Origin of the sequence: Halogeometricum sp. S3BR5-2 (genome assembly GCF_031624635.1) — an archaeon.
Lineage (GTDB): Archaea > Halobacteriota > Halobacteria > Halobacteriales > Haloferacaceae > Halogeometricum > Halogeometricum luteum.
This window is the reverse complement of sequence record NZ_JAMQOQ010000007.1, coordinates 59,637-82,365: the sequence shown is the minus strand read 5'-3', so window position 1 is coordinate 82,365 and position 22,729 is coordinate 59,637. Positions and strand designations below refer to the sequence as shown.

General features: G+C 55.6%; 21 protein-coding genes and 1 pseudogene. 8 read left to right on the top strand and 14 right to left on the bottom strand.

Translation table 11 applies throughout. From position 1 onward, the window contains the following. Positions 1 to 62 precede the first annotated feature (62 nt). Positions 63 to 1,505 (bottom strand): hypothetical protein, encoded by a 1,443-nt coding sequence (locus NDI79_RS20950; protein ID WP_425499643.1) that lies wholly within the window; start codon positions 1,503 to 1,505, stop codon positions 63 to 65. A 52-nt stretch (positions 1,506 to 1,557) separates the two neighbouring features. Continuing rightward, entirely contained in the window at positions 1,558 to 1,971 is a 414-nt protein-coding gene (locus NDI79_RS20945; RefSeq protein WP_310930633.1) for a hypothetical protein, read from the bottom strand. A gap of 210 nt (positions 1,972 to 2,181) precedes the next feature. Here NDI79_RS20945 and NDI79_RS20940 point away from each other — a divergent pair, with 210 nt between their 5' ends. Further along, positions 2,182 to 3,093 carry an iron transporter gene (locus tag NDI79_RS20940; protein WP_310930632.1) on the top strand — a complete coding sequence of 304 codons (912 nt, stop codon included), beginning with the start codon at positions 2,182 to 2,184 and terminating at the stop codon, positions 3,091 to 3,093. Between the two features lie 288 nt (positions 3,094 to 3,381). Here the strand turns inward: NDI79_RS20940 and NDI79_RS20935 are convergent, their stop codons facing one another. Continuing rightward, positions 3,382 to 3,642: a DUF7520 family protein gene (locus NDI79_RS20935; protein ID WP_310930631.1), complete on the bottom strand. Its 261-nt coding sequence runs from the start codon at positions 3,640 to 3,642 to the stop codon at positions 3,382 to 3,384. A gap of 169 nt (positions 3,643 to 3,811) precedes the next feature. Between NDI79_RS20935 and NDI79_RS20930 the strand changes: the two genes are divergently transcribed. Genes NDI79_RS20930 through NDI79_RS20920 form a run of 3 tightly spaced genes read left to right on the top strand, consistent with a single transcriptional unit; the run spans position 3,812 to position 7,846 of the window. Further along, positions 3,812 to 6,448, top strand: coding sequence for a heavy metal translocating P-type ATPase (locus tag NDI79_RS20930; RefSeq protein WP_310930630.1), 2,637 nt, complete (start codon positions 3,812 to 3,814; stop codon positions 6,446 to 6,448). Positions 6,449 to 6,451: 3 nt separating this feature from the next. After that, a complete protein-coding gene (locus tag NDI79_RS20925; protein ID WP_310930629.1) occupies positions 6,452 to 6,910 on the top strand; it encodes a DUF7996 family protein in 459 nt (152 codons plus the stop codon). 6 nt (positions 6,911 to 6,916) lie between these two features. Further along, positions 6,917 to 7,846 (top strand): cation diffusion facilitator family transporter, encoded by a 930-nt coding sequence (locus NDI79_RS20920; RefSeq protein ID WP_310930628.1) that lies wholly within the window; start codon positions 6,917 to 6,919, stop codon positions 7,844 to 7,846. A 577-nt stretch (positions 7,847 to 8,423) separates the two neighbouring features. Here the strand turns inward: NDI79_RS20920 and NDI79_RS20915 are convergent. The 7 genes from NDI79_RS20915 to NDI79_RS20885 all read right to left on the bottom strand — a co-directional run bounded on the left by NDI79_RS20915 (position 8,424) and on the right by NDI79_RS20885 (position 15,837). Beyond that, complete coding sequence (locus NDI79_RS20915; protein ID WP_310930627.1) at positions 8,424 to 9,746, bottom strand: aryl-sulfate sulfotransferase; 1,323 nt, start codon at positions 9,744 to 9,746, stop codon at positions 8,424 to 8,426. Then, positions 9,743 to 10,021: a DUF7521 family protein gene (locus NDI79_RS20910; protein WP_310930626.1), complete on the bottom strand. Its 279-nt coding sequence runs from the start codon at positions 10,019 to 10,021 to the stop codon at positions 9,743 to 9,745. Before NDI79_RS20910 ends, NDI79_RS20915 begins: the two co-directional genes overlap by 4 nt. Continuing rightward, positions 10,018 to 10,287: an ArsR family transcriptional regulator gene (locus NDI79_RS20905; RefSeq protein WP_310930625.1), complete on the bottom strand. Its 270-nt coding sequence runs from the start codon at positions 10,285 to 10,287 to the stop codon at positions 10,018 to 10,020. The genes NDI79_RS20910 and NDI79_RS20905 overlap by 4 nt, the downstream gene beginning before the upstream one ends. A 489-nt stretch (positions 10,288 to 10,776) precedes the next feature. Beyond that, positions 10,777 to 12,174: an arylsulfotransferase family protein gene (locus tag NDI79_RS20900; protein WP_310930624.1), complete on the bottom strand. Its 1,398-nt coding sequence runs from the start codon at positions 12,172 to 12,174 to the stop codon at positions 10,777 to 10,779. A 56-nt stretch (positions 12,175 to 12,230) separates the two neighbouring features. Next, positions 12,231 to 12,752, bottom strand: a complete 522-nt coding sequence (locus NDI79_RS20895; protein ID WP_310930623.1) for a plastocyanin/azurin family copper-binding protein — start codon at positions 12,750 to 12,752, stop codon at positions 12,231 to 12,233. A gap of 826 nt (positions 12,753 to 13,578) precedes the next feature. Continuing rightward, a complete protein-coding gene (locus tag NDI79_RS20890; protein ID WP_310930622.1) occupies positions 13,579 to 14,934 on the bottom strand; it encodes a DUF7350 domain-containing protein in 1,356 nt (451 codons plus the stop codon). Between the two features lie 240 nt (positions 14,935 to 15,174). Next, positions 15,175 to 15,837 carry a winged helix-turn-helix transcriptional regulator gene (locus NDI79_RS20885; RefSeq protein WP_310930621.1) on the bottom strand — a complete coding sequence of 221 codons (663 nt, stop codon included), beginning with the start codon at positions 15,835 to 15,837 and terminating at the stop codon, positions 15,175 to 15,177. A 162-nt stretch (positions 15,838 to 15,999) separates the two neighbouring features. Here NDI79_RS20885 and NDI79_RS20880 point away from each other — a divergent pair, with 162 nt between their 5' ends. The 4 genes and pseudogenes from NDI79_RS20880 (at position 16,000) to NDI79_RS20865 (ending at position 20,258) form a co-directional block, all read left to right on the top strand. Then, positions 16,000 to 16,683 (top strand): hypothetical protein, encoded by a 684-nt coding sequence (locus NDI79_RS20880; protein ID WP_310930620.1) that lies wholly within the window; start codon positions 16,000 to 16,002, stop codon positions 16,681 to 16,683. 126 nt (positions 16,684 to 16,809) lie between these two features. Continuing rightward, positions 16,810 to 18,398, top strand: a pseudogene (locus NDI79_RS20875) (transposase). 441 nt (positions 18,399 to 18,839) lie between these two features. Further along, entirely contained in the window at positions 18,840 to 19,931 is a 1,092-nt protein-coding gene (locus tag NDI79_RS20870; protein ID WP_310930619.1) for a tyrosine-type recombinase/integrase, read from the top strand. 114 nt (positions 19,932 to 20,045) lie between these two features. Next, positions 20,046 to 20,258: a hypothetical protein gene (locus NDI79_RS20865; RefSeq protein WP_006054540.1), complete on the top strand. Its 213-nt coding sequence runs from the start codon at positions 20,046 to 20,048 to the stop codon at positions 20,256 to 20,258. A 139-nt stretch (positions 20,259 to 20,397) separates the two neighbouring features. Here the strand turns inward: NDI79_RS20865 and NDI79_RS20860 are convergent, their stop codons facing one another. The 4 genes from NDI79_RS20860 to NDI79_RS20845 all read right to left on the bottom strand — a co-directional run bounded on the left by NDI79_RS20860 (position 20,398) and on the right by NDI79_RS20845 (position 22,568). Further along, positions 20,398 to 20,748, bottom strand: coding sequence for a hypothetical protein (locus NDI79_RS20860; protein WP_310930618.1), 351 nt, complete (start codon positions 20,746 to 20,748; stop codon positions 20,398 to 20,400). An 80-nt stretch (positions 20,749 to 20,828) separates the two neighbouring features. Further along, positions 20,829 to 21,134 carry a DUF6788 family protein gene (locus NDI79_RS20855; protein ID WP_310930617.1) on the bottom strand — a complete coding sequence of 102 codons (306 nt, stop codon included), beginning with the start codon at positions 21,132 to 21,134 and terminating at the stop codon, positions 20,829 to 20,831. A gap of 217 nt (positions 21,135 to 21,351) precedes the next feature. Next, positions 21,352 to 21,753 carry a DUF8160 family protein gene (locus tag NDI79_RS20850; protein WP_310930616.1) on the bottom strand — a complete coding sequence of 134 codons (402 nt, stop codon included), beginning with the start codon at positions 21,751 to 21,753 and terminating at the stop codon, positions 21,352 to 21,354. Then, a complete protein-coding gene (locus tag NDI79_RS20845; protein ID WP_310930615.1) occupies positions 21,750 to 22,568 on the bottom strand; it encodes a ParA family protein in 819 nt (272 codons plus the stop codon). The genes NDI79_RS20850 and NDI79_RS20845 overlap by 4 nt, the downstream gene beginning before the upstream one ends. Positions 22,569 to 22,729: the final 161 nt, after the last annotated feature.

Sequence of the window (22,729 nt, the reverse complement as noted above, 5' to 3'; positions counted from 1 at the left end):
GCCGAAATTAAAGCGTCTCGATCACGCCCACAAATTCTCCGGTGAGATGTATTCTGTTGTGCTCAGGATAGATACGGAGGAATCGCACCGGGAAGGGAGATAATCCAGAGGCTGACGACCGTGTAACCGATCATGACGGCAACGAACGGATACTGGCTCCGGACCGCAACGAGTCGGCTGGAGAAGAGGTCGTATCCCAGAGTGTGAGCCGTCCAGACGGCGAGTAGATGTCCGACGAGGATAGACGCAATGTTGAATCCGTCAAACCAGCCTGGTGGCGAGAGGACCAGCGGATTCGACGGTGGAGAGAGCGGTGATGTGAGAGCGAGTACCAGCGCAGGACTTAGAGAGACGAACAGCCCTGCGTAGTGAGCCAGATGATACCCTGCCGCGATCGCTAAGAGTGGGGACGCGAACTGATACCTGATCGTTCGAGCAGTGATGTAGGTGCCGGTACGGCGCCGTGAGACGCGACCAGCGTACCAGTATGCGGCGAAAAAGACGAGATATCCAGCGAGGAGCAAGAGTGTGTATACGGCGACTGCACGAACCTCTGCACTCACGAACCCAGGGAAGTTGAGTTCGACGATGGTCCTGATCGTCGTTGATCCAGCACTCGTCGTGATGAACCCGCTGTACGTCAGTTCCCAAACGAGTGCGATGATGAATGCGATGTCAGAGGTATCAGCAACGACGTCCGAGTGTTGGAGATCCCCTCCTGGGAGCTTCATCTCTACGGTTCCTGTGTGTCGTGTGAGAGGAGAGACGCCACCGTAAAATCGGAAGAGTACGGAGAGAGGGTCAACGTTTCCGAACCACGGTTCGGGGCCGAACACGAGCGCACCGGCGAGCGTGACTGCCGTGTATAGTACAATTGCGGTCGCGAGCACTGCCGGGACAGTACTGACGGGAAAGATAACTTCGACCCAGACGAGACCCAACAGCCCTACAACCGCCGGCCATCGCTTGAGCGAGCCTGGATATTCGAGCCATCCAGATGGGAGGACGGATGCGACGGTCCGCCACGGATTGAGTACTGGCCAAATATTTCCGACAAGATACGTGAAGATGGGCAGGCCAGCACGAACTCCAGCGAACGTGACCAAGATGGCGAGACTTGAGGTCGGGAGTTGGGGACCTACGTATCCGAGATATACTGTGAGAGCGAGGGTGGTGACGCCGAGACCACGTGCGATCCAGACTACTGGTTGCCACCAACTCTCAATCGTTGGGAGGGTCTTCGACCAGTTGTGAAGATAACGGATAAACGCTCGATCGGTCACAAAACTCGCGAGGAGAGCCGACGCACCGATAGTGGCGCCCCCAGTGGCGAGATAGAGCCATCGAGGAACTGCGAGTGTGTCTCTGGGTTGCTTCGAGAGGGTTAGGCCATTCCCCGCTGATGCGGTGTCAACGAACAGGACCAGCGCGGATATCCAGAGCAGACACTGCACAGCAACCCTGATTTGGGGTGCTGAAAGAGTCGCTCGCAATCTATCCCTCATCGACCAGCGTTCCGATCGCACGTCTGAATGGATCAGTTCGCTGGAGGTCGAATCAGGCGAAGACGGCATAGACGTTCAACAACCCGAAGTACAAGATGACCAGTATTGCGAGCGCTCTCAAACGCAGACTGCGGAGAGCGTCTTCTTCTTCCGTAAATGCGGACTTGAACTTCTCCTTGTCGATGTCGTCAAGCCGCTGACTATGTTCTCTACCTCTGTGAAGCACAAGACGGTCGGTGGTCGGGAACGGATGTCCGCAGTACTCACACGTGCCTGCGGGCGTTTCACCCTCTGGAACGGTTGTTTGTATCTGTGACATTTCGATCGGTGACCGGTACACGGAACTACTCAGTGCGTCTTTGAAATCGTTCTGGTTCAGCATTCGGAGCTCTTTTGCAAACCAGTAGCAGTGCACGAGAACTCGACTTCCGCGTCGTCTACAGCGGTGTTCCGCTTCGGTATCCACACCAGAAACCTCTCCCTTACATGGGTACACGTAATCGATATGAGACGGAGGTCGTTTCTCAAACGAGGGACCGGACTGGCGAGCTGCATCGGATTAACGGGGTGTCTCAGCCGTCTCGGATTCGAGACGCAGTCAGCGTGGCGGGATCCACCTCAGGTCAAGAATAAACCCGATGCGGTGTACTATCCGGCTATCGTGGAGGGGATGGGTATGTACGGTACAGCCACGAAAAACGGGTTGGGGGTCGGCCTCATGTACTCGTATCCGCACCGATTCTGGAATCTCACCGGAACCAGGAAGGAGAAAGTGGTTGTTCAGTCCGACGACTCGCTTCACCTGATGGCAAGCGTTTGGGATGCAAAGAGCGATACGATCCTTCCAATCGATCTCTCTGTGACGATCGAAGATAGCGACGGTAAAGTAACGAATACCAATCTATGGCCTATGATCTCCCCTAATATGGGCTTTCACTACGGCGACAACGTCGCACTAAACGGAGAGGGGAACTACCGAGCCACAATCAGCGCGGGGCCACTTCAAACGGAGCGGACAGGTGCACTTGATGGGCGGTTCACGAAATCTCAGTCAGTAACAGTTGGCTTTACGTTTGACACGAGCGAAACCTACAACCTCCCGATTCGGCGGTTGGGGGAGAAAGCGGGTACGAAAGGAACGGTGGAGTTGATGGATATGAAATCCGTTCCATCACCTCGCGTCCCCCCGAGAGAAGAACTTCCGGGACAGTCGATCGGGGAAGTAACTTCAGACGACGTGTCTTTTCTCATCAGCCTGGTAGACGGAGACTCTCGATTCAGCAAGAACGGCCAGCCTACGCTACTCGTCTCTCCACGAACACCGTACAATCGTATCATGCTTCCTCGAATGGCACTCACGGGGTCCGTGAACCGAAAACAGACGACCATTCTGAAGCGGAAACTTCGAGCAACTATCGATCCCGAGATCGGATGCTACTATCGTGCTCCCGTCGAGGAGTTACAAGCCAGCGATTCGGTCGTGATCGAGACGGTGACCCCTCCGCAACTCGCCCGTCACGACGGGTACGAGACCGCGTTTCTCGACATGCCTCCAGCGAAATGTACCGTCGGTTCGGTAGCCCGGTGAAACTCTGCCCAGTAGTCGGCACGTACGACGCTCAGTGTTCGACGTACGCGACGATAGACGCCTTTATTCGTGAGAGTACTCCCCCAGTAGTCCGATTCAGCGCTTCGTCTGCGGACGTCGCCTCGTTCGTAGTTGCTCGAGTCGCGTCGTCTTCCGGCGATTCTTCGTGGTCGTTACAGTAGATGCACATGCGCTCTGAATCGGAAGCAGTACTGATAATTCTATTCACGAATTCTACCGGGTCATCCGTCTCACGTTGGACATCTGCGGTTGTCGAAAAACCTGCTGTCAGATCGCATCTTCGTCGAAACGGGAGAGCAGGAGTACGATACCCAAGACCGCACCGACTAAGACGGCAGCGGCCGTCGCTCCGTAGAGAGCCATTCCGGTGGGGGTCGGATGAAACGTGATCCAGTCGGAAACCGAGATATGCTGTATCTTCGTGCTCGTTCCGAGAACCAAGCCGAACACCGCGCCGATGACGATACTGGCCGCGAAAACCGAACCGAATACGGTCTTCCCGCTCAGCGTTCGGGCAATCTCTTCCATGCACCTACGATGTTTCTCCTCTCTCTAAGTCCCTCCTATTCTCGGCCTCAGACAATTCGATTGAAGCAGTCGGTTAGTAATTCTATGATGGTCCGTTGTTAATTCTGCATACTCACGGATGAACTAGTAGCAGTTGGATTAATAACTTCGGAGTCCCTCGTTTCTGGTAATGACCTCTCCGCATCGTGAGCCAGACGAACCAGGAGATTCACAGTCGCATGATCACAATCACGACCATGACCACGATCACGATCACGGACCGACGGAGCCGACGTCAGAATCGATGGATCGAGGAGATGTCGCGCAGTTCTCTGTACCGGAGATGGACTGCCCCTCCTGCGCGGGAAAGGTCGAAAACAGCGTCCGCAAACTCGACGGAATCAACGGCGTCGACCCGGCGGTTACGACCGGGACGCTCACCGTCTCCTACGACCCCGAGCAGACGACACCAGCGTCAATCAGCGGCCGCATAGAAAAGGCGGGCTACCGCGTGGAAGACGACGGGGAAATCACAGCGAAGTTCACCGTGCCGGAGATGGACTGCCCCTCCTGCGCGGGGAAGATCGAAAACGCCCTCGAACGCGTCGACGGCGTGTCGACGTACGCTACTCAACCTACCACGGGGAAGGTGACCATCACATACGACGAGTCCGCTACCAGCGAGTCGGACATCGTCGCCGCCATCGAGAGTGCTGGCTACGAGGTGACTGACACGACGACGGGGAGACACTCAGGTTCCAGAAGCGAGGACTCCGAAGAGAGCATCTGGACGAACACCCGCGCGATTAAGACATGGATCAGCGGTGGATTCGTCGCGCTCGGATTGTTGTTCGAGTTCTTTCTCGTCGGACAGAACGCCGAAGTGGCGACCGTCGTCAGTCGGGAATTGTTCGTCGCCGACGTCCTCTTCTTGGTGGCTATCGCAGTCGGTGGCCAAGAGATACTCCGAAACGGGTACTACTCGGCCCGAAACCTGAACCTCGACATCGACTTCCTGATGTCCGTCGCTATCGTCGGCGCACTGGTCGCTAGTCTCGCGTTCGGCGAAGCGCTGTACTTCGAGGCTGCGACCCTCGCGTTCCTCTTCAGCGTCGCCGAATTGCTCGAACGCTACTCGATGGACCGCGCCCGCAACTCGCTGCAGGAGTTGATGGATCTCTCGCCCGACGAGGCGACCGTCAAACGTGACGGCGAGGAGGTGACCGTCCCCGTCGACGACGTCGTTGTCGGCGACGTCGTGGTGGTCAAACCCGGTGAGAAGATACCGATGGACGGCGAAGTCACTGACGGGGAGAGCGCGGTCAATCAAGCGCCCATCACCGGCGAGAGCGTCCCCGTCGACAAGACGACCGGGGACGAGGTGTACGCCGGGACGATCAACGAGGAGGGCTACCTCGAGGTTCAGGTCACCTCCGAAGCGAGCGACAACACGCTCTCGCGAATCGTCGAGATGGTCGAGGACGCTCAGTCCAACAAGACCGAACGTGAACAGTTCGTCGAACGGTTCTCGGCGTACTACACACCGGTCGTCGTTGGAGTTGCCATCCTCGTCACACTCGGCAGTCCGTACGTTCTCGGCACGTCGTGGTCGACCGCAGTCGTCTACGGTCTCACGCTCTTGGTTCTCGCGTGTCCGTGTGCGTTCGTCATCTCCACGCCTGTCTCCGTCGTTTCGGGTATCACGAGTGCCGCGAAGAACGGCGTCCTCATCAAGGGCGGAAACCATCTCGAAGCGATGGGCGCTGTCGACGTCGTCGCCTTCGACAAAACGGGCACGCTCACCAAGGGTGAACTCGCTGTGACAGACGTCGTCCCTCTGAACGGGAACAACGAGGAAGACGTACTGAACTGCGCGCGCGGCCTCGAACAGCGGAGCGAACACCCTATCGGCGAAGCCATCGTCGCAGAAGCGACCAACGCTGGCGTCGAAGGGCGCGAGATAGACCAGTTCGAGAGCATCACCGGCAAGGGCGTCCGTGCGACGCTCGACGGTAAGCCACACTTCGCCGGGAAGCCCGGTCTCTTCGAGGAACTCGGATTTGACCTCTCGCACGTCCACGCGACGACCGACGGCGGTGTGGTCACCCAGGCCGCCCGTCAACTCTGCGACCGTCACAACTGCCTCGACCTACTCGAAGACGCCGTCCCGAAACTCCAATCCGAGGGGAAGACCGTCATCCTCGTCGGAACGGAGGACGAACTGGAGGGCATCATCGCCGTCGCGGACGAAATCCGACCGCAGGCAAAACGGACTATCGCTCGGTTGAAGGACCTCGGCGTCAAGCGCACCGTGATGCTCACGGGGGACAACGAGCGAACCGCACAGGCAATCGCCAAACAGGTCGGTGTCGACGAATTCCGCGCCGAACTGCTCCCGGACGAGAAGGTGTCAGCAATAGACGAATTCGTCGAGGAGTACGACGGCGTCGCGATGGTCGGTGACGGCATCAACGACGCACCCGCGCTCGCGACGGCCACTGTCGGCGTCGCAATGGGCGCTGCCGGTACTGATACCGCGCTCGAAACCGCTGACATCGCGCTCATGGCGGACGACCTCTCGAAACTCCCGTACCTGTACGAACTCGCAAACGACGCGAACAGCGTCATCCGACAGAACATCTGGGCAAGTCTCGGAGTCAAGGCGGCGCTCGCCGTTGGGGTCCCGTTCGGTCTCGTTCCCATCTGGCTGGCCGTCCTCGCGGGCGACGCGGGGATGACCGTCGGCGTGACTGGGAACGCCATGCGCCTTTCTCGCATCCAGCCGGAGAACACGGACGAGCAATTGGCCGAGACGCCTCAACGATAGACGATGGAGGATCAAGTGACATCAGACGGTACGCGCGAATCCGACGACGAATCTCGTCGGTATCCGTTCGGACTGTCGTCTCGACTGTCGTTTCTCGTCGTCATCACGATCGGCCTGATCGGGCCCGGACTCGGGGTGTCCGTACTCGAAGAGGCGAACCTCGCCCTAGCGGCGGACATCGTGTGGATTGTCGGGTATGGGACGACGATCTTCGTCGTGTGGTACGTCTGGATCCGGCCACTGAAAATCGTCGGAACTGACGCACAAGATTGGTCCGAGCGGAACGAGGCGGAAGAGGACGAACAGGACGAGGTGGAAGAGAGCGAACGTCAAGCGTCGAATACAGATCAACCGCGTCCAGAGCTGTCACAGACGACTGATAGTGCTTCGTCGGAGGCGACAGAGGCGTCAACATCGAAGACGAAGGATCAAAGCGGAGCAGACAGCACGAAACAGGACTGATCCCCCATGTCTGGACACGACCACGACGAGATGAACGCTCTTGAATCCGCCTCAGGAGGGAGTACGAGAACGCTCGCAATCGTCGCAGTCATCAACTTCTTGGGATTCGTCGTCGAGTTAGCCGGGGGAATCCTGTTCGGGTCGGTAGCGCTGATAAGCGACGCGATACACATGCTGTTCGACATGCTCGCGTACGCGATGGCGTTCAGCGCGAGTTACACCGCAGAGCGGTACGGTGGCGGACAGACGTGGTCGTATGGATTACACCGCCTCGAACCCGCCGCTGCGTTTTTGAACGGTATACTGCTCGTTCCGATGATCGGCTATATTCTCTGGGAGTCGTACCAGCGGTTCCTCGATCCAGTGAGCATCGACCCGACGATGACACTGATTATCGCGACCGGGGGGTTACTCGTTAACCTCGGGTCCGTTTACGTGTTACAGGGCGGTGAGATGAGTCTCAACGAACGAGGGGCGTTTTACCACCTTCTCGGTGATGCGGGCGGATCTATCGCGGTGATCGTTTCAACGGCTGCGATCGCGGTCTTCAAGGTGCCCATCGCAGATCCAATTGCGGCGGTACTCATCGCCGTGTTGGTGCTCTGGTCCGCCGGAAAGGTGCTGTGGGAGAGCACCTCGATACTGCTACAGCGCAGTCCGCTCGACACGAACCGACTTCGGGATGAACTGCTGTCCATCGACGGCATCGAACGGGTCGATGACCTCCACGTCTGGCAGGTGTGCAGCCAGCTGACCGTCGCGACCGTTCGTCTCGGAGACGACGTCGAAACGCTCGAAGACCAGCAGACGGTCCGCCAACAGGCACACGAACAGCTCACCGAGGCCGGTGTGGATCACGCGACTGTCGAACTCCTCGGGGCGGCTGATGTCGAGGCTAAGTCGACGAACCGCACGAGCCACGGGCACGAGGGATGAAAACGAACGGATAGGAAACGTTTCCTGACCGGCGGCATCCTCAGCATCGAATAGAACGAAACGATCGCACAGTCGATACCGAACTTACGATGTAGACTTCTCATCGCGTTGTCACACCGACCGAATTAAAGGAATCGACGGTTTCGTGGCCAGAGTACACACCACTGTCGCCGACGTAGATGATCCATCACGTACAACGGAACAATCGGAAATCCCATTATCGTCTGTTTGGACCGAGGCGAAACGACGGTGAGGTACCTCACACACGGTATCGGCTACGTCGATACTCACCTTCAGATAGCCTCCACGGAGAAACTGGTGAGTCTGACGGGATTACTTGCAAACAGGGCTTCATTGTTATACTAAACATCGTCCTGTTCGGGACATATTGGGCCTGTTCGTCGCCTCTTCTCGCCTTGGACACCAACCGGTGTCTAACGTACCCAACTGTTCGAGACGGAGACATTCGTGCGTTGTCTCACAGCGAGCGGATACAAATTCGGTTGTGAAACTCAGAAAATCTCCGAGCGACCGATAAGTGAAACCGGATTACGGTACAATACGATAATGAAGACAGCTAGTCGCGATATCGGTCGATTCCTCCGACAATGACGAGGGTCGCCGAGAGGATGGTCAGACCGAGCTGTAGCTCTCGGAACCAGAATGGCGTGGATGGGACGACAGCCCGGATACCCACGAGCATGAGAGATAGGACGGGGACGTCATCGGACGGAGTTTCTGTTGTCGTCCCATCCGAATTGTAGTGAGGTCCACCGACTAGTTCGCCGACCGGAAGCCGATCAGCCTCGTACGGAATCCGGTCTGTCTCGACGCTCCAGACGATCTCACCCGATTCGTTCACCTCGACGAGACGCCGGTTCAACGTATCCGTGATCAGCGTGTTTCCGTTCGGGAGTCGGTCGGCGTCCCGGGGCCAATTAAACGGAATACCGCCTGCACCCGAAAGCGTCCACGCCGGTTCCCACACACCGTTCTCGGTGCGGTGGAGTTCGACCACGCGGTCGTTGTCGCTGTCGGCGACGAGTACCGCTCCGTTTCCGAGCCACTGCGGATTGTGCTGGTGATCGAGAACGGTCGGGTCACCGCACCGAACCTCGCCGTCGCCGTCGTAATCCGCGAGTTGACCCGATTTCCGACAGCTTCCATCGTTCGAATCGTCTGTGTCCTTGTTAATGATGTTAGTGACGCCCTCGCCGCGTTGAACGACAAGTAGCTGGTTTGCGTTGCGGACGGACACGAGATACCGACCTTCTCCGATGACGTCGACGTCGTTGATATGAAGCCAGTCAGTCGTCGTTGGGTCGGTAGGCGCGTCGTAGAATTCACTCGCGTTCCACTGCCACGTCACCTCGCCATCCTTAACGGTGAAGATGCGCTCGTACTCCATATCCGTCAGTAGATATTCCCCCGATTCGAGTCGTTCGACGTCGTGAACTTCGCTGTTCGAACTCGACCGTACTGGGAAACTGTACTCTGACACGACGCGCGGTTCGGGGCTTGGGTCGATGACACGGAACCCCGTGCGAGTACACGGTGCGTCGTACGGGCCGCACTTTTGATAGCCGGAATCCATGAACCCCGCGAGGATAGTGCCGTTCTCAGTCTTCGTTACATCGAAGTAGCTGTCTGCGCTCGATTCGCGCCACGTGACGTTCGTTCCGTTGAGATGGTAGACGCTCCCGAACTTGTGCCACCCTGGTCCACCACCCTGCGAGCCGACGAGCGTTTCTGGGGTTCGTTCCCCGTCGGAGCCGGCTCCGATCGCAGGAGCGAGTGTCGCGCTGACGAGCAACGTCGTCGCCAAGAGCACACAGCCGACAGTGATTAGTCCTGTTCCGCGACGAACTCGACCGAGAGGCAGGTCTGTTATCGATTTCATCGTTGAGTGTACAGCGAATACGTGATAATTGCGAAGCCAACAGCGACAAAAATGCTGTTCACGAGTATCCCGATTTCGAGGGGGGCCGAGAAGAATTGATTGGCACTACTCGTGGTAAGTGTGCCGACGGTGATCACGCCAAAGCCGAGCCCAAGCGCACGCAGAGTGCGCTCTCCAGTTCGACGGTACGTCTTAAACGCGAGATAGGTAATTCCACTGACGAGGAGCAAAATCCCCGACCGCACAAGGACGATGGCGGTCACGATTTCGTTCATAGTTCGTCTTCTATCATCAACCAGATGTCTGCGATTCGTTCGTCGGTGGTCTGGGAACCGTATTCGACAGTTACGGAGAATACACCAGTCTCTTCTACCGAAATCAGGACATCGTCGAAAGCGCGTTTGCAGTAGGTGGTTTGACCGCCGCTAGGGTTAGTCTTGTCCCGTTCTCTGAGAAGCGCGGCCAAGCCGAGGACGTCTAATGACCGATACAGCGTCGATTGGAGAATTCCGCATCTATTGACGAGTTCGTTGGCGGTCATGGGATCGCTTGTCTCCAAAGGATCGCCTGACAGGCGGGGTCATCCAGCGCACCGGGGACATCCTGTAACGCTAAGTTGGTTTCTGACGGCACTGTGACTCCACCTCTTGTTCGATGATGAACGTCCGCCGGGATACGTTATCCGATTTCCATCTGTATCTCCTTTCAGATTCTCGGTTGGATTTACAGTGACATCACCCGTCAGTTAGACGATGTATAGAAAGTGTGGATACGAACGCGCTACGAGAAGCACGTAATCGGCACCAGTACGACAGAGAGCATAGTGAGTAGCAAAAAACGCCAATGAACGGGATAGACGGCGGACTCTCACTGAGCGGAAATTTGACGTACACTCTTACGTTACAGACTGGATATATACCACTGACTCGTCGTTGCGACAAGGAGGGAACAATAGGCTTCCTCACATCGGCGTTGAATCGCTTTCAGAGAGGAGCGGTCTCACCTCACACACGGGTCTTACTACCCAATCTCATCTATCCTGCCTCCACCAGACGAACTCGGTTCCAACCCACAGTAGACCGGTCCCGAGTATCATCGCCACTTCGAGTACCTCCAAGATTCCCATCCAGACGGGAGTGATGTACATGAGACCGTTCAGATACTTCCCGGGGATATACTGTTTGATAGCGATCACGAATCGGTCGCTGAGATCACCGGTGTTGGAATCGAGATTCGCACGCGCTGCACTCGGACCGTCGCTACTCTCGTCTCCAGTTCCGAGGCGTTCCGCCTCGTAGGGGAACGCGATGTTGACGCTCCAAACGACTTCTCCCGACTCGTCCACCTCGAATACGCGATTTCCGTTTGAGTCCGTGACGAGCGTGTGACCGTTCGGAAGCCGGTCAGCGTCACGAGGCCACTGCATCCGCGCATCCCTCCAAACCCACGACTGTCGCCAGCTCTCGTTCGTTCGTTGGTACTCGACGACGCGGTTGTTTTCGGAATCCGCGACGAGTACGGATGGCCCGCCGCGTTCGGACGGAATATAATCGGGGTTGTGCTGCTCGTAGAGGATGTTGTAATTATCCTCTTCACCGAGTGTCCACTCGTGGTTAAGACCATTTTGGTTGATGAAAACGACTCTGTCCTGGTTTCGGGCACTTACCATGAATCGACCGTCGTCAAGGACCTCAACGTCGTTGATGTGGGTCCAATCTTCGGGGAAAGGTCCGCCAGTTTCCCGAGAGAACGAGGAACTGGCGTTCCATACCCACTCAGTTTGGTTGGATGTCGTGTTCACGACGAACACGCGGTCGAGGTAGATATCGGCGACGACGAAGTGTGTGTCATTGAGTCGGTCGGCGTCGTGATAGCGTGTCGCCTCCTTCCCGGGTGTGGTCTCGCTCCAGATTCGGGTCACCTCCCCGGTCGTCAGATTGACCCGCTCGTAGCCGTTCCGCGTGCAAGCGTCCGTCGATCGAGCGCTTTCGTACTCTGTCCACGTGCTCTCGTTAACCCGGCGCTGGGAAAGGTCTGCACTACTCGGACACGCTGACGAGTCAAGATGATCCGCGAACATGTACTCAACGGTCGATTCCGTCCCGGCGACCGGGTCAACGTCCCAGTAGCGAGTGTGCGAATCGTTGTAGTAGAGGACGCTCCCGTTCGGATTGAATCCGACGAGTTCCGCTCGAGCGCGAGAACCGCCGCTCGCCTCACCCCGCCACGAGTTCGAATCGGTCGCGATGACGGTGATGTTGTCACGAGGCGGAACGATTTTCTCGTTGGGATTGTCGATTCCCTGATTCGAGAGATGGTTCTCGAACGTATTGTTCGTCGCTCCCGCAGCGTATCCGTACACGAGACCGAGACTTGAAACCCCGAGAACGAAGGCAAAGAAGAGCCGAAGCAACCGCTTTCGATCCATATTGGTTCACCCATTTAGCGCATATTGAGTGTTTGGATATCGATGCTAGAAATCTATTACCTACTAAATTCGCTGTAGGAAACCAGACCGTTATCGACGATTGTTCCGCTTTTTGGCACATTTCCGTCTGGCGGCATGTTTTCCTCAGCTGGACCTCTTGGTTTTCCAACGACTATTCGGCCGACCATACCCAGAGTTTTGTGTGGGATACAGTAGTAATCGAACGTCCCGGTCGTCTCGAACGTGTGCTGGAAGGTCGCCCCCCGTTCGCTCAGAGTTCCGCTATCAAAGGCTTGTGCTCCGTCCGGGATACGGGTCACCGAAGCGGGACCGTTCCCTTTCTGATACGCCGTTGCGGAGTGGTTCCCGCTCCGAATCTTGAACGAGACGGTATCGCCCGTTTCAACGAACAATCCGATGGGGTCGAAGTAATACTGACTTCCTTCGGTGACCATCAGCACCGTATTTGAGTTCCCGGTCGTCTCATTAGAGCTACTGGTCGTCTGTTGCGATTTGCTCGTTGAGTCACTGCTGTCGCCCTCAGTGCCAGAACTGGTGCATCCTGCGAGGCTTGCCACACCGCCTGTGGCGACGACACTGGCTGTTTTTAAATACCGTCTGCGCTCCATGCTTCTTGATTGAGCATCTTGCCCTAAAGAGCGCAGGAGGATTCTCAGTAATGAGGAACTCGCCACAAATTGATGTTGTTCTATGGGTAACACAGTAACACGAACGAACTGAGAGGGGTACCAGCTACGTATCGGAGTCTAATCTCCACATTCTGTTCCGATCCGTAGTTGTTTGTGTTCTCATATTTTCGCATCCAGTCTTCGAGCCACTATCCCGGAAGTAATCACAGGCCACGCTACTCGGAATCGTGAATCAATTTCCCTCAAAGTTCCTAGTTTCGCCGGAGATGTTCTAGCTCTCGTTGAGTGACAGGCCATCCCACCGAATACCGAATCGGCGTGGGTCGTTCGGCTCTCAAAGTCGTTCGCCGGTCCGGACACTTCTCCAATGAATAGGTCTGTAAATACAGATTTCAAATGATAAAATATATTTTCGGTGGAATGATTTGCGTTTAGAGTCCGTCATGCTGTAGAATAGATCTCGATGTGGACTTATGGCTTATAATAACGGTACGATACAAAACCAGATACGAGAGATACGCCATAAGAAACAGACTCTACAAGGCCCCTTGTGCTCGTGTAAATGCGAGAAGACAGTAAAACACGAAACGGAACAAAATCCATCAACCTTACTCGGCGACGGCTCATTCAGGGTGCGGGTGCAACCGCAGTTACAGTCGGGGCACTTCCGTTACTCAGCAAGACCGCAGCAGCGCATTTTCCCACCGAACTTGACATCGACGTTCAACCCGGAAACGAAGAGAACTTCGTCGACTTAGCCAAGCACGAGTCCGTCGAGGTCGTCGTCTACCCCTCCCAGTTCTTGAATTCGGACGGTAGGACGGAAACGTTCGACCCAGTCGAGAGACCCGTTCGATACCGGCTCGGGTCGTGGACCGCGCTCGACGGTGGGAACGGAGCGCGTCCGCTCAACGACGGAGAGACGGTCGAAACCAGTAGCGGACATGGGGACCAAGAAAACGAAAAATCGCTCTCCCTGGAGTTCCCCGTCGCCGAACTGGGACTCGAAGGCGATGAAGAAGCGGTGTGGCTCTACTGGGAACGGGACAAATCCGGAGAGCACGGATACTCGGGGGTCAGCAAGGTTCGCGTGTACGGTAACGCGGTATCCGATCAGGACCTCGTGGAGAGGCTCATCGAAGTTCTCGGGGACACGAACGAATCGACGTAACCATCCGGGTTCTTTTTTACAGTGATGAGGAGAAAGCGCCACAGAGAGCGATGTATCGCTACTCGAGTTCAAACGCAGGCATCCGCGAGAACGCTGTCTCGTACCCCTCGTGCCGAGCGACTTGCGGCGGGACATCGACGGTTCCTCTACCGCGCTATCAGCAGAGAGGTCGTCGACGGTTGCGCTGTAGTGGAAATTGAGTTCGGGGTCGAGCGCCGGAGAGAGTTCGACGGGATCGGAATCGTCGATGGACGCTGATAGCGCTATTCCGGGGATAACGAAGCCGTTGTGTGGTGTGCGGGCGGAGAGAGCGAGGTACGGACCGGAACCGAACCGCTCGGCTTCGACGACGCTTCCGAGGAACACGGCGTCCCCGCTAGTTCCCCATCCGAGCGGTGTGCCCGGAAGCGAGTCGGGGGCATATCCGGTCGGTATCATCTCCATTTTCATCGGCTTCACCGCTCCGCGCTGGCCCTGCTTGTCTCGCAATAGCTGATACGGAACGTCGTTCAGCTCGCGTTTGGAGAACTCGAACGAGACAGTGGTCTGAGCGGCCGAACTGAACTTCCCCTCAAAGGAACCGTACCGCGGGATACTGACGCCGCCGACGTTGGCTGTGACGTCGTACGTGCCATCACCGTCGAGCGAGAAGTTCGCACCGTAGTGAAAGCCCATTCGCTGAGAGAGCATCGGGGAGATGACCTCCTCGCTCATCAATTCGCCGTCGCGCGTTATCTCAACGGAGAGCCCGGTGTTGGGGAGAACCGTCCCTGTTTCACCGTCCCACGGGATCGCCATCAGATGCACCGAATCCTCCTGTCGAATCTTCACTTGGTTCGTGACGTACTCGCCGTTCTCTTTCTCTACCATCCAAAATCGGTGTGGGTACGAGTACATCAGCCCGACCCTTATCTCACCGAGTGTGCCTGTCCCGACCATGTTCATCCCTTGCCACGTGGGTAGGGACGTACACCGCACTCAGACGGTTCTCGACGAGAGGAGGTGTGTTGCCGGGTGACATCTCGAACACGTTCGAGACACTCCCCGTGCATCCGGTCAACGATCCGAGCGCGACCGTCCCGGCCCCGAGGAGCATCTGACGTCGTCTCATACTCGCGTTCGGTACCGCGCGTTCAAACTGATTCTGGTGCGTTCTCCGGAACGGAAACGGGAACCCGATTACGACTCACCCTCGTCGTTTCCGTGCCCGTACAACACACCGTCGAACAGTCTCGTGAACCGGTCAACCATTCGATCGGGGAACGACGGCCGAACGAGTTCGAGCAGTTCGATCGCGGTCGACCGGTCGTCGACGGCGACCGTCACGTGGTTACCGATGCCGCGACGCTTCTCGACGAGTTCGCAGTCGATCAGGCGATTGACGTGGTAATCCAGGGTGCTTCGCGCGATACCGAGGGCTTCAATGAGTTCGGTCGGTCGACTCGGACCGTTCTCGAGGAGAACGGACAAAATATCCCGTGCCGTCTCCCGCCGAAGCACGGCAACGGTCTTCCTCGTCTCGGGGTCGAAATCGGGAGCGTAGTAGTGCGTTCGTCCGAAGTACGACTCCTCGTCGATCTCTCCCGCCCGCTTCAGTTTGCGGACGTGGTACTGTACTTGGCCGTTGGCGAGTTCCAGGCGCCTCCGGAGTTCGTTGAAGTGAATGCCGGGATTCTCACTAATTCTGAAATCGACGATCAGGCTGGGAATCAGAATTTCGAACTCACGAAACAAGGTGCTAGTACTGGCCGGACTTCTGGTTTCATTTCCTCTTGGGATGGGTCTGTCTTCGCCTACCGAGCAACTTCTCAAAGTGGGGACTCTGGGGGTCCTGTCTTCCACGAATACGGGACTGACTACACGTACAGCCTGATAGCAGGAATCCACAAAGGAAAGGCCATGTACGCACAAGCAACAGCCATAGAGAACATCGAAGACAGGTTCAACGTCAACGTGGGTCTCTAATAATACAGAGATATAATTATCTAGCACCGCTCACTAACCATGACTGCCACGCATGAACTCTTCCCCTTTCACGAGGACTCCGATGTTGCAGCAGCTCTCGGAACTCTGCTCGTCCAGCGGGGCTCAGTTGACCCAGAAAAATTCAATACTATTGCCAATCGTTTCAACCTGGACCCGAATCAGCTGGAGGTGGCAGCCATCCAACTCGGCATTGAAGACGAGATACTTGGTGTCCAAAAAGTATCTGACGACGAGGCAGTAATTCGGAGAAACTCCCCAGATTTTCTTAACTCAAGGGAGTCAGTGACGCGAGAATACGACGGGGTACGTGATTCTGGACCAGATGGGTCCACAACTAGAACTAACGAGATGTCGTTTCAAAGCTGGCTCCTCGTTGAAGCGACAAAGATAGCGAGAGAGACGATCAAACGGTTGTTATACGACCATCTCGGAGACGAAGCAAAGGCGGTACGGGTCAGCACTCAGGCAGCAGTCGGCACGGCAGAGTATCCAGAGCGGGTTCTGTGGGTCGGGGTCAGTTATCCCGTCGATAAAAGCGAACCGAGAATGATTCCAGCAGTCTCAAATCCGCCCTCGTTCCCGTTTGATCGACTCGTTGAACTCCTTCCCGAGACACTAGATACCACAGTCGAATATCAAGGCAAGACATTTCATGTTCGGAATATCCCCGTAGTCCCGTTTCAAGAACCCCATTATCATTGACTCCGTCTTTTTACTTTCCTTGTCCGTCTAATCATAGCGTGTGTATATTTTCATAATTTTTATAAGAATATCAACAAAGCTAAAAAGCCAGGACCATCATTAATCATCTCATGGTATAACAAATCGATGGTACAGCGTGGCCGCCGATTGACCGACGCATTTGTCGCTGCTCTTGTACTCCGCAAGCACCTTCGAGAAGGTACAGAGTTGTGTACTGCACTGACCAATCTTGAGCTCCAAATCAAGACGCTGAAAGACGGTTACCCGGAATGGCACCCCACACCGTACTCGTTCCACGGAATGCTCAAGCTCTTCATCTATCTAGAAGTCACTGGAGACAGCTATCGGTCTCTCACACGCCATCCAGAACTCGCAGATGTATTCGGTCTCGACTGAATTCCCGACGAGTCAGTCATCTCTCGAACGTGGTGCAATCGCTTTGACGACGATGTTCGTGGGTATGTCACTGCCAGTGCACACTGCTTGGTCAAGGAAATCCATAACGAGAATCTCTCGGTTCCCGAAGTCCGGCCACTGGAGGAAGTCAAGCAGTCATCAGAGGAGACCATTAACTCGGCTGAGGATGCTGCCGAAATCTCTGACGAAGAAATTTATCGAACAACTCGTCTCGCTCGTGAGCATGGCTTCGGTCCGTTCGACTCCGGGAGAGCCCAGAACGCGACGTATGAGGACACGCGATTCTTTGAGCTTCAGACGTTCATCGGGATGGTCGGCTGTGGTACTCCACAGGGTGCGGCCCGGTTCAAGTTCCGACGAGGCAAAGAGTACGGCCCCCACGGAGACACCCACCTCCGAGCTGTCAAGCAATTTGATCCTGAGAACCTACTCGATGGATTTCAACAGGCGACGGAAGGACTCCTCGCAGTGATTCAATCGGACTCCTCGTTTCGTCGCCCAGTCACCGTCGCGATCGACATCACAACCATCCACTACTTCGGTAACGTGGAAGGAATGCCGATGGTTAGCGGGACAAAGGACGGCGAAGGAAGGGCGTTCAAGTTCGCCACGATCTCGATTGTCGGATGGAACATCCCGCTGATTCTCGCTGTCGAACCTATTCGTGAGAGTTCGTCGTGGGACGAGAACCCACCGAATCGGGTTCACCGCGTCCTCCGACGGCTTGTTCGACGCGCACAGGAGCACGTGCCGATTGAGATGGTGCTGTGCGACCGAGAGTTTGACTCGAAAGCGGTCTACCAGACGCTCTCGAACCTCAATGTGAACTACCTCATTCCGAAGCGGATTCACAGCGCCGAACGCGAGAACATAGAGACGATGGATGAAGATGGGCAAGAAGTCGCAGTTGAATCGACCTCTGTCCACGTCGATCACGGTTCGCACGCGATGCAGTTTCTCTACGTGCCCTCGACGAAAGGAGGGAGACAGCGGTCTTTGCGACGAACCTCTCAGTCGGCCCCAAGGAAGCTGAGACGTTCTGCCGTCGGTACAGTCGTCGCTGGCAGATCGAGAACGAGTACAAGAGCATCAAGAACGACTTCTTGGCGAAGACCTCCTCGAAAGATTACCGAGTGCGGTTGTTCTACTTTGTATTCGCGGTGCTGCTGCACAATATCTGGCGGCTCACCGATTTTCTGTTGAAGGCTGGTGTCAATGGTGAGATGGATTATGCACCGGTTCTGACGGCTGGTGAGTGTGTCGAGTTGGTTTGCTCACCACTAATCCCACCTGATTAGCGCTCTACACCAGCTCGGATTGCCTGTTGTGAGTGGCGACACTTTGCGAGTGGTCGAATTTGGGGCTGTTTTCGCGCATTCGATGGTGTCTCACCGAGAACAGTAGTTGATGCGACACCGATGTGGCCTGTCCGACCCACGAAAATCCCTAGAAAAGCGCAAAAATAACCCGTCCTCCGAAACTCTGGGTTCCCCCATCCGTCAGATTTTGTATACCACTATGTGATTTATTGATCTTGGGTGGGCATTGGAATGCGATATTCGGCAAGTAGGAGCGTTCTCTGTAGCAACAAGTGATGATGAGTGTCCACTTACGTGTATCTCAGTACACGTACGTAGAACTAAAGGGGTCGACGCTGTACCCTCATCCCATCCGATGTCACCAACGAAATCCAGGGGTTACAACCCTCGAAACGCCACTCCAGCATTACGGAGGATCACGTGACCGACGATGACTCCGAGGTCTCCCAAGCTGTTGACCGCTACCTGCGTTCGAGTGGCGACTCCGATCAGTACCGCCACACTGCCGAGACGGTCCTCGAACAGTTCACCGTCTGGCTCCGACGTCGCGATTTCGAGACCTTCGACTCCTTCGAGAACGATGGCGAGCAGATCCTTCGCCGGTATGCCGACCGGCTGAATCAGCGCGTCGAGGCAAATGGAATCGCGGCATCAACGGCACAGATGTACTATAACGTCGTCAGTGGGTTTCTTGGCTACTGTGTTCGCGACGGCGTCCTCTCACAGAACCCGGCACTCACTGATCGTGCTCGTGAGCCTTTGCCTCGCGACGATGAAGACCGAACCCAGCAATTCTGGACGCCCGAAGTCCGTCAGAAGCTCGTCGAATACACGAACGACCGCGCGTACGAATCTATCGAAGAAGATGGTCTCGATGCAACGCAGGCCGTTCAGGACCGCGCGTTCATCCACGTTCTCGCGTACACAGGTGTCCGAGGGGCGGAGGTCTTCCGGGTGAGTGGTGACGATCGCTCGGGCCGACAAGGACTCACCTGGGAACGCGTGGATACGGACTCGTGGACGCTCCGCGTGTGGGGGAAGTCGCAATCGTGGGAGGACGTCTCTGTACTTGAACAGGCTCGTAAGGCAATACAGCAGTGGAAGCGTGTTCAAGATTCTCCGATCGACGAGTGGCCGGTGTTCCCGACCGGGCACGCGCCGTCGAAGTACGCTGCGGTCCGTAACGCTCGCGACGACGCCGACACGCTTCTTGACGACGGCGACGTCGACGAGGTTCTCTATGAACTCGAGATTGCTCCGCCGGCGATTACGACTCACGGAGCTCGTCGAGTTCTCGCGCGGATTGCTGAGGGCGCTGGCGTCGACGTCGACGGCGAGAAACCGAAGCTGCATGGTGCTCGTCGCGGCCTCGGGGATGCGTTGTTCCGGGAAGATCGAGGACTAGCGTCCGATATCCTTCGGCATTCCAGTCTCTCAGTGACAAAAGAGGCGTACTCGCACATCGACGCTTCAGAGCGCGGTGAGACCGCTAGTCGGCTCCTCGACGAGTAGTTGTATCACTTATTTCTACAGTAGATGGGTGTGAAATAGCCGTTCAGGAGAGTCTGCGAATTGATTGTCGTGTGATTCGTTAAAGATTACACTTGGAAGAACAATACGGTTGACATGGTCATTTCAACGAAGTCGGTGTGGGACGAAGTTGCGGAGGAACTTTCGGACGGAACGGTGATTGAGTACGAGAATGCAACGGTATACGGCGATTTCGAACAAGAACAGATTCTCCACGAAGGTAATCTCAGAATTCTTCCGAACAGTTGGGTTGCTTTACCAACTGGGCGTCTCCTTTCTCCTGAAGCAGTGCATCATATCGACCCATAAAGATAGTATACCAACCGATTCGTAGCTCACCTGTACGTAACACCGAGGCCGGATAAGTGGCGTGAACAAAATGCGTAGTCCGATTCATCATCAGGGAAAAGTGAGCTGGGTTTTATGCTACTACTGGACAGGCAGCGGGTTAGAATCCCGAACTATGAATCTTGACTCGGAGGCCAACTGCTGCAAGTGCGAGACCTCCGTAAATTAGTATGTCAAGTGTACTCAGTAACCCTGCTTCGAGGAAGATTGGGATAGCAAGATAGATTCCAATACAGACGCCTGCGAGGTAGCCGAACGACCAATATCGGGATGCATCTACAGTCATTACCGCACTCACGATTGAAACAGGAATTACCCACCAGAAGATACCTGATGGGAGCATACCTTGCTCAACCAGCAAAGGAACGAGTTCACTAATCAGGAGGGCAACAACGACGGTCTCGACGATCATCCCGAAACCTCGTTCGAGACCGTAGTCCATACCTGGCATCTTGCCAGAGTATTATAGGTGTGAGAAATAGGTATTTCGCCTGTACCGAACGATTCGTAGAATCTCTGGTCATTAATTCGTCAGCTGCTGTCAACAGGTCCCTTATATTGTGAGCGGATTTTGTCTCCGTCTCGCCACTGCCAGTACCAGTACTCATTGCTGTTGATTTTCTTCTTCGTCAAAGTCGCTTTACCTGGGACGCCGTCCGGAAGATTGTCTCCCCGAATATCCGTCCGTACCTCATCGTCTCGTTCTTCTTTCTCCTCTGTCCTCTGTTCACGTCGTTGATCCTCGGCCAGTCGCTCAGCTAGTCGTGAGACCTGGTCCAGTTGCCGGGGAGTCAATTTCTCTAGTCGGTCTTCAATGTCGTCAGGCACGTCACGCATACTCGATGTTGGTTAATTATCGGCCGTGCGTTGGTTAAGCCTACTGATGAATCAATGGAGTTGGCGTATCTAGCACACCACTTTTCACGAGTTCCCAGAGAACCAGCAACCTCTTGATCTCCTTCACAACTGCTCAATGAGTAGTCAGTAACCGAAATGTGACGATATGATTGCAGCTAAGGTGAGAGCTAAAAAGCATGGTCTAAGAGTGGGTGGGTTATTCGTCGGCGATGTCGGAGAGCCGAGCCTGGATTTCATCGGCGTCGGCGTCTGAAAGTGCTTCAAGACCGAACTGCACAAGGAGGGGGTAGAAATGTCGATTCTTCTTGAACTCGTTACGACCCGCTTTTCGGAGTTTCAGTTGGGATTCAAGGTACGTATCTTCCAGGTCGTCAAGGATGCTGTCCGGGATGTAGATCGTTCGGCCGTTCCACTCCTCCTTGATGTTCGTTTTGCTCGTTTCCTTCGTTTTATTCGGTGAAGTCGTTTCCTGCGTTCCAGTCGAGGAACTGGTTTCAGTCATCTCGGTCACCTCGCTCGCCTCGTTCGTTTCCTCCGCTTCATCGTCGTCATCGTAGTTTCCTTCGATACCCGAGGCGCTTCCCCAATCATCGCTCATGCTTCCACCTCCGTCGGCGGGGTTTTCTCGAAGGTCTCGTCAAGTAGATCGGCGATATCGTTGAATAGCGCGCGGGCGTCTTCGACCCGCTTGTTCTCCTTGCTGAAGCCGAAGATCGATACGCCTTCACCAATCGATTGTGATAGGTCCGTCCGCTTTGGGATCTCGAATACAGGTAGCGAGTAGGCTGACTGGATTTCCTCGATCGTACTTCGATGTTCGGCGTTCTGTTCAACCCGGTTGCATACGATAGCGAGGCGGTTGACGTCACCATAGGCTGGTTCGAGGGACTGGAGCTGTTTCGCAAAAATTCGGAGACTATTGGCGTTGAGTTTCTCAGGGAGTACTGGGATGATAACGTTCCCCGTCGCGACGAGGGCATTGTCGGTGAGAACATTGAGGGACGGTGGAGTGTCGACGACGATGTAGTCGTAGTCCATCTCGAGTTTGTCAAGAGTCATTCCCAGACGCTCCCGGCTCTTAGGCGCTTCGAGCAGCGTCTGGATGTTCTTGTTGTTCGCGAGCTTCTCACTGGCGGGGAGAATATCGAATTCTTCGTGCTCGACGATGATATCGTTCACAGCCTCCATCTGATCAAAGTCGAACACGTCGAAGAGCGTGGTCCGATCAGTATCGTAGTACAGGTCACTGTAGCCAAGTGAGCATGTGAGCCCACCGTGGTAGTCGATATCGACGAGGAGTACGTCGTATCCTCGCGCGGCAAGTGCGCCGCCAGTGTGGATGACGTCCGTTGTTTTCCCCGCACCTCCTTTCTGATTCGCTACGGTAATTCGTGAAGTGTTCGTGTCGCTCATATCGTTCGTGTCCAGTGGTGATTTCGTTTCGTTCGTTTCTCTCGGTGCGTTCGGTGCGAGTGTTTCGCTCGGTGAATGGAATACTGCCCTGTTAAAACCCATTGTTCGTCACATTCACTGAACGAAACGAGTTCATTTCTATCAACACATTCGTTTCGCTC

Excerpts from the sequence above, each read along its gene's own strand:
- NDI79_RS20950 (WP_425499643.1), bottom strand. The coding sequence starts at position 1,505 with ATGAGGGATAGATTGCGAGCGACTCTTTCAGCACCCCAAATCAGGGTT.
- NDI79_RS20940 (WP_310930632.1), top strand. The coding sequence starts at position 2,182 with ATGTACGGTACAGCCACGAAAAACGGGTTGGGGGTCGGCCTCATGTAC.
- NDI79_RS20935 (WP_310930631.1), bottom strand. The coding sequence starts at position 3,642 with ATGGAAGAGATTGCCCGAACGCTGAGCGGGAAGACCGTATTCGGTTCG.
- NDI79_RS20930 (WP_310930630.1), top strand. The coding sequence starts at position 3,812 with ATGACCTCTCCGCATCGTGAGCCAGACGAACCAGGAGATTCACAGTCG.
- NDI79_RS20925 (WP_310930629.1), top strand. The coding sequence starts at position 6,452 with ATGGAGGATCAAGTGACATCAGACGGTACGCGCGAATCCGACGACGAA.
- NDI79_RS20920 (WP_310930628.1), top strand. The coding sequence starts at position 6,917 with ATGTCTGGACACGACCACGACGAGATGAACGCTCTTGAATCCGCCTCA.
- NDI79_RS20915 (WP_310930627.1), bottom strand. The coding sequence starts at position 9,746 with ATGAAATCGATAACAGACCTGCCTCTCGGTCGAGTTCGTCGCGGAACA.
- NDI79_RS20910 (WP_310930626.1), bottom strand. The coding sequence starts at position 10,021 with ATGAACGAAATCGTGACCGCCATCGTCCTTGTGCGGTCGGGGATTTTG.
- NDI79_RS20905 (WP_310930625.1), bottom strand. The coding sequence starts at position 10,287 with ATGACCGCCAACGAACTCGTCAATAGATGCGGAATTCTCCAATCGACG.
- NDI79_RS20900 (WP_310930624.1), bottom strand. The coding sequence starts at position 12,174 with ATGGATCGAAAGCGGTTGCTTCGGCTCTTCTTTGCCTTCGTTCTCGGG.
- NDI79_RS20890 (WP_310930622.1), bottom strand. The coding sequence starts at position 14,934 with ATGGTCGGGACAGGCACACTCGGTGAGATAAGGGTCGGGCTGATGTAC.
- NDI79_RS20880 (WP_310930620.1), top strand. The coding sequence starts at position 16,000 with ATGACTGCCACGCATGAACTCTTCCCCTTTCACGAGGACTCCGATGTT.
- NDI79_RS20865 (WP_006054540.1), top strand. The coding sequence starts at position 20,046 with ATGGTCATTTCAACGAAGTCGGTGTGGGACGAAGTTGCGGAGGAACTT.
- NDI79_RS20860 (WP_310930618.1), bottom strand. The coding sequence starts at position 20,748 with ATGCCAGGTATGGACTACGGTCTCGAACGAGGTTTCGGGATGATCGTC.
- NDI79_RS20855 (WP_310930617.1), bottom strand. The coding sequence starts at position 21,134 with ATGCGTGACGTGCCTGACGACATTGAAGACCGACTAGAGAAATTGACT.
- NDI79_RS20850 (WP_310930616.1), bottom strand. The coding sequence starts at position 21,753 with ATGAGCGATGATTGGGGAAGCGCCTCGGGTATCGAAGGAAACTACGAT.
- NDI79_RS20845 (WP_310930615.1), bottom strand. The coding sequence starts at position 22,568 with ATGAGCGACACGAACACTTCACGAATTACCGTAGCGAATCAGAAAGGA.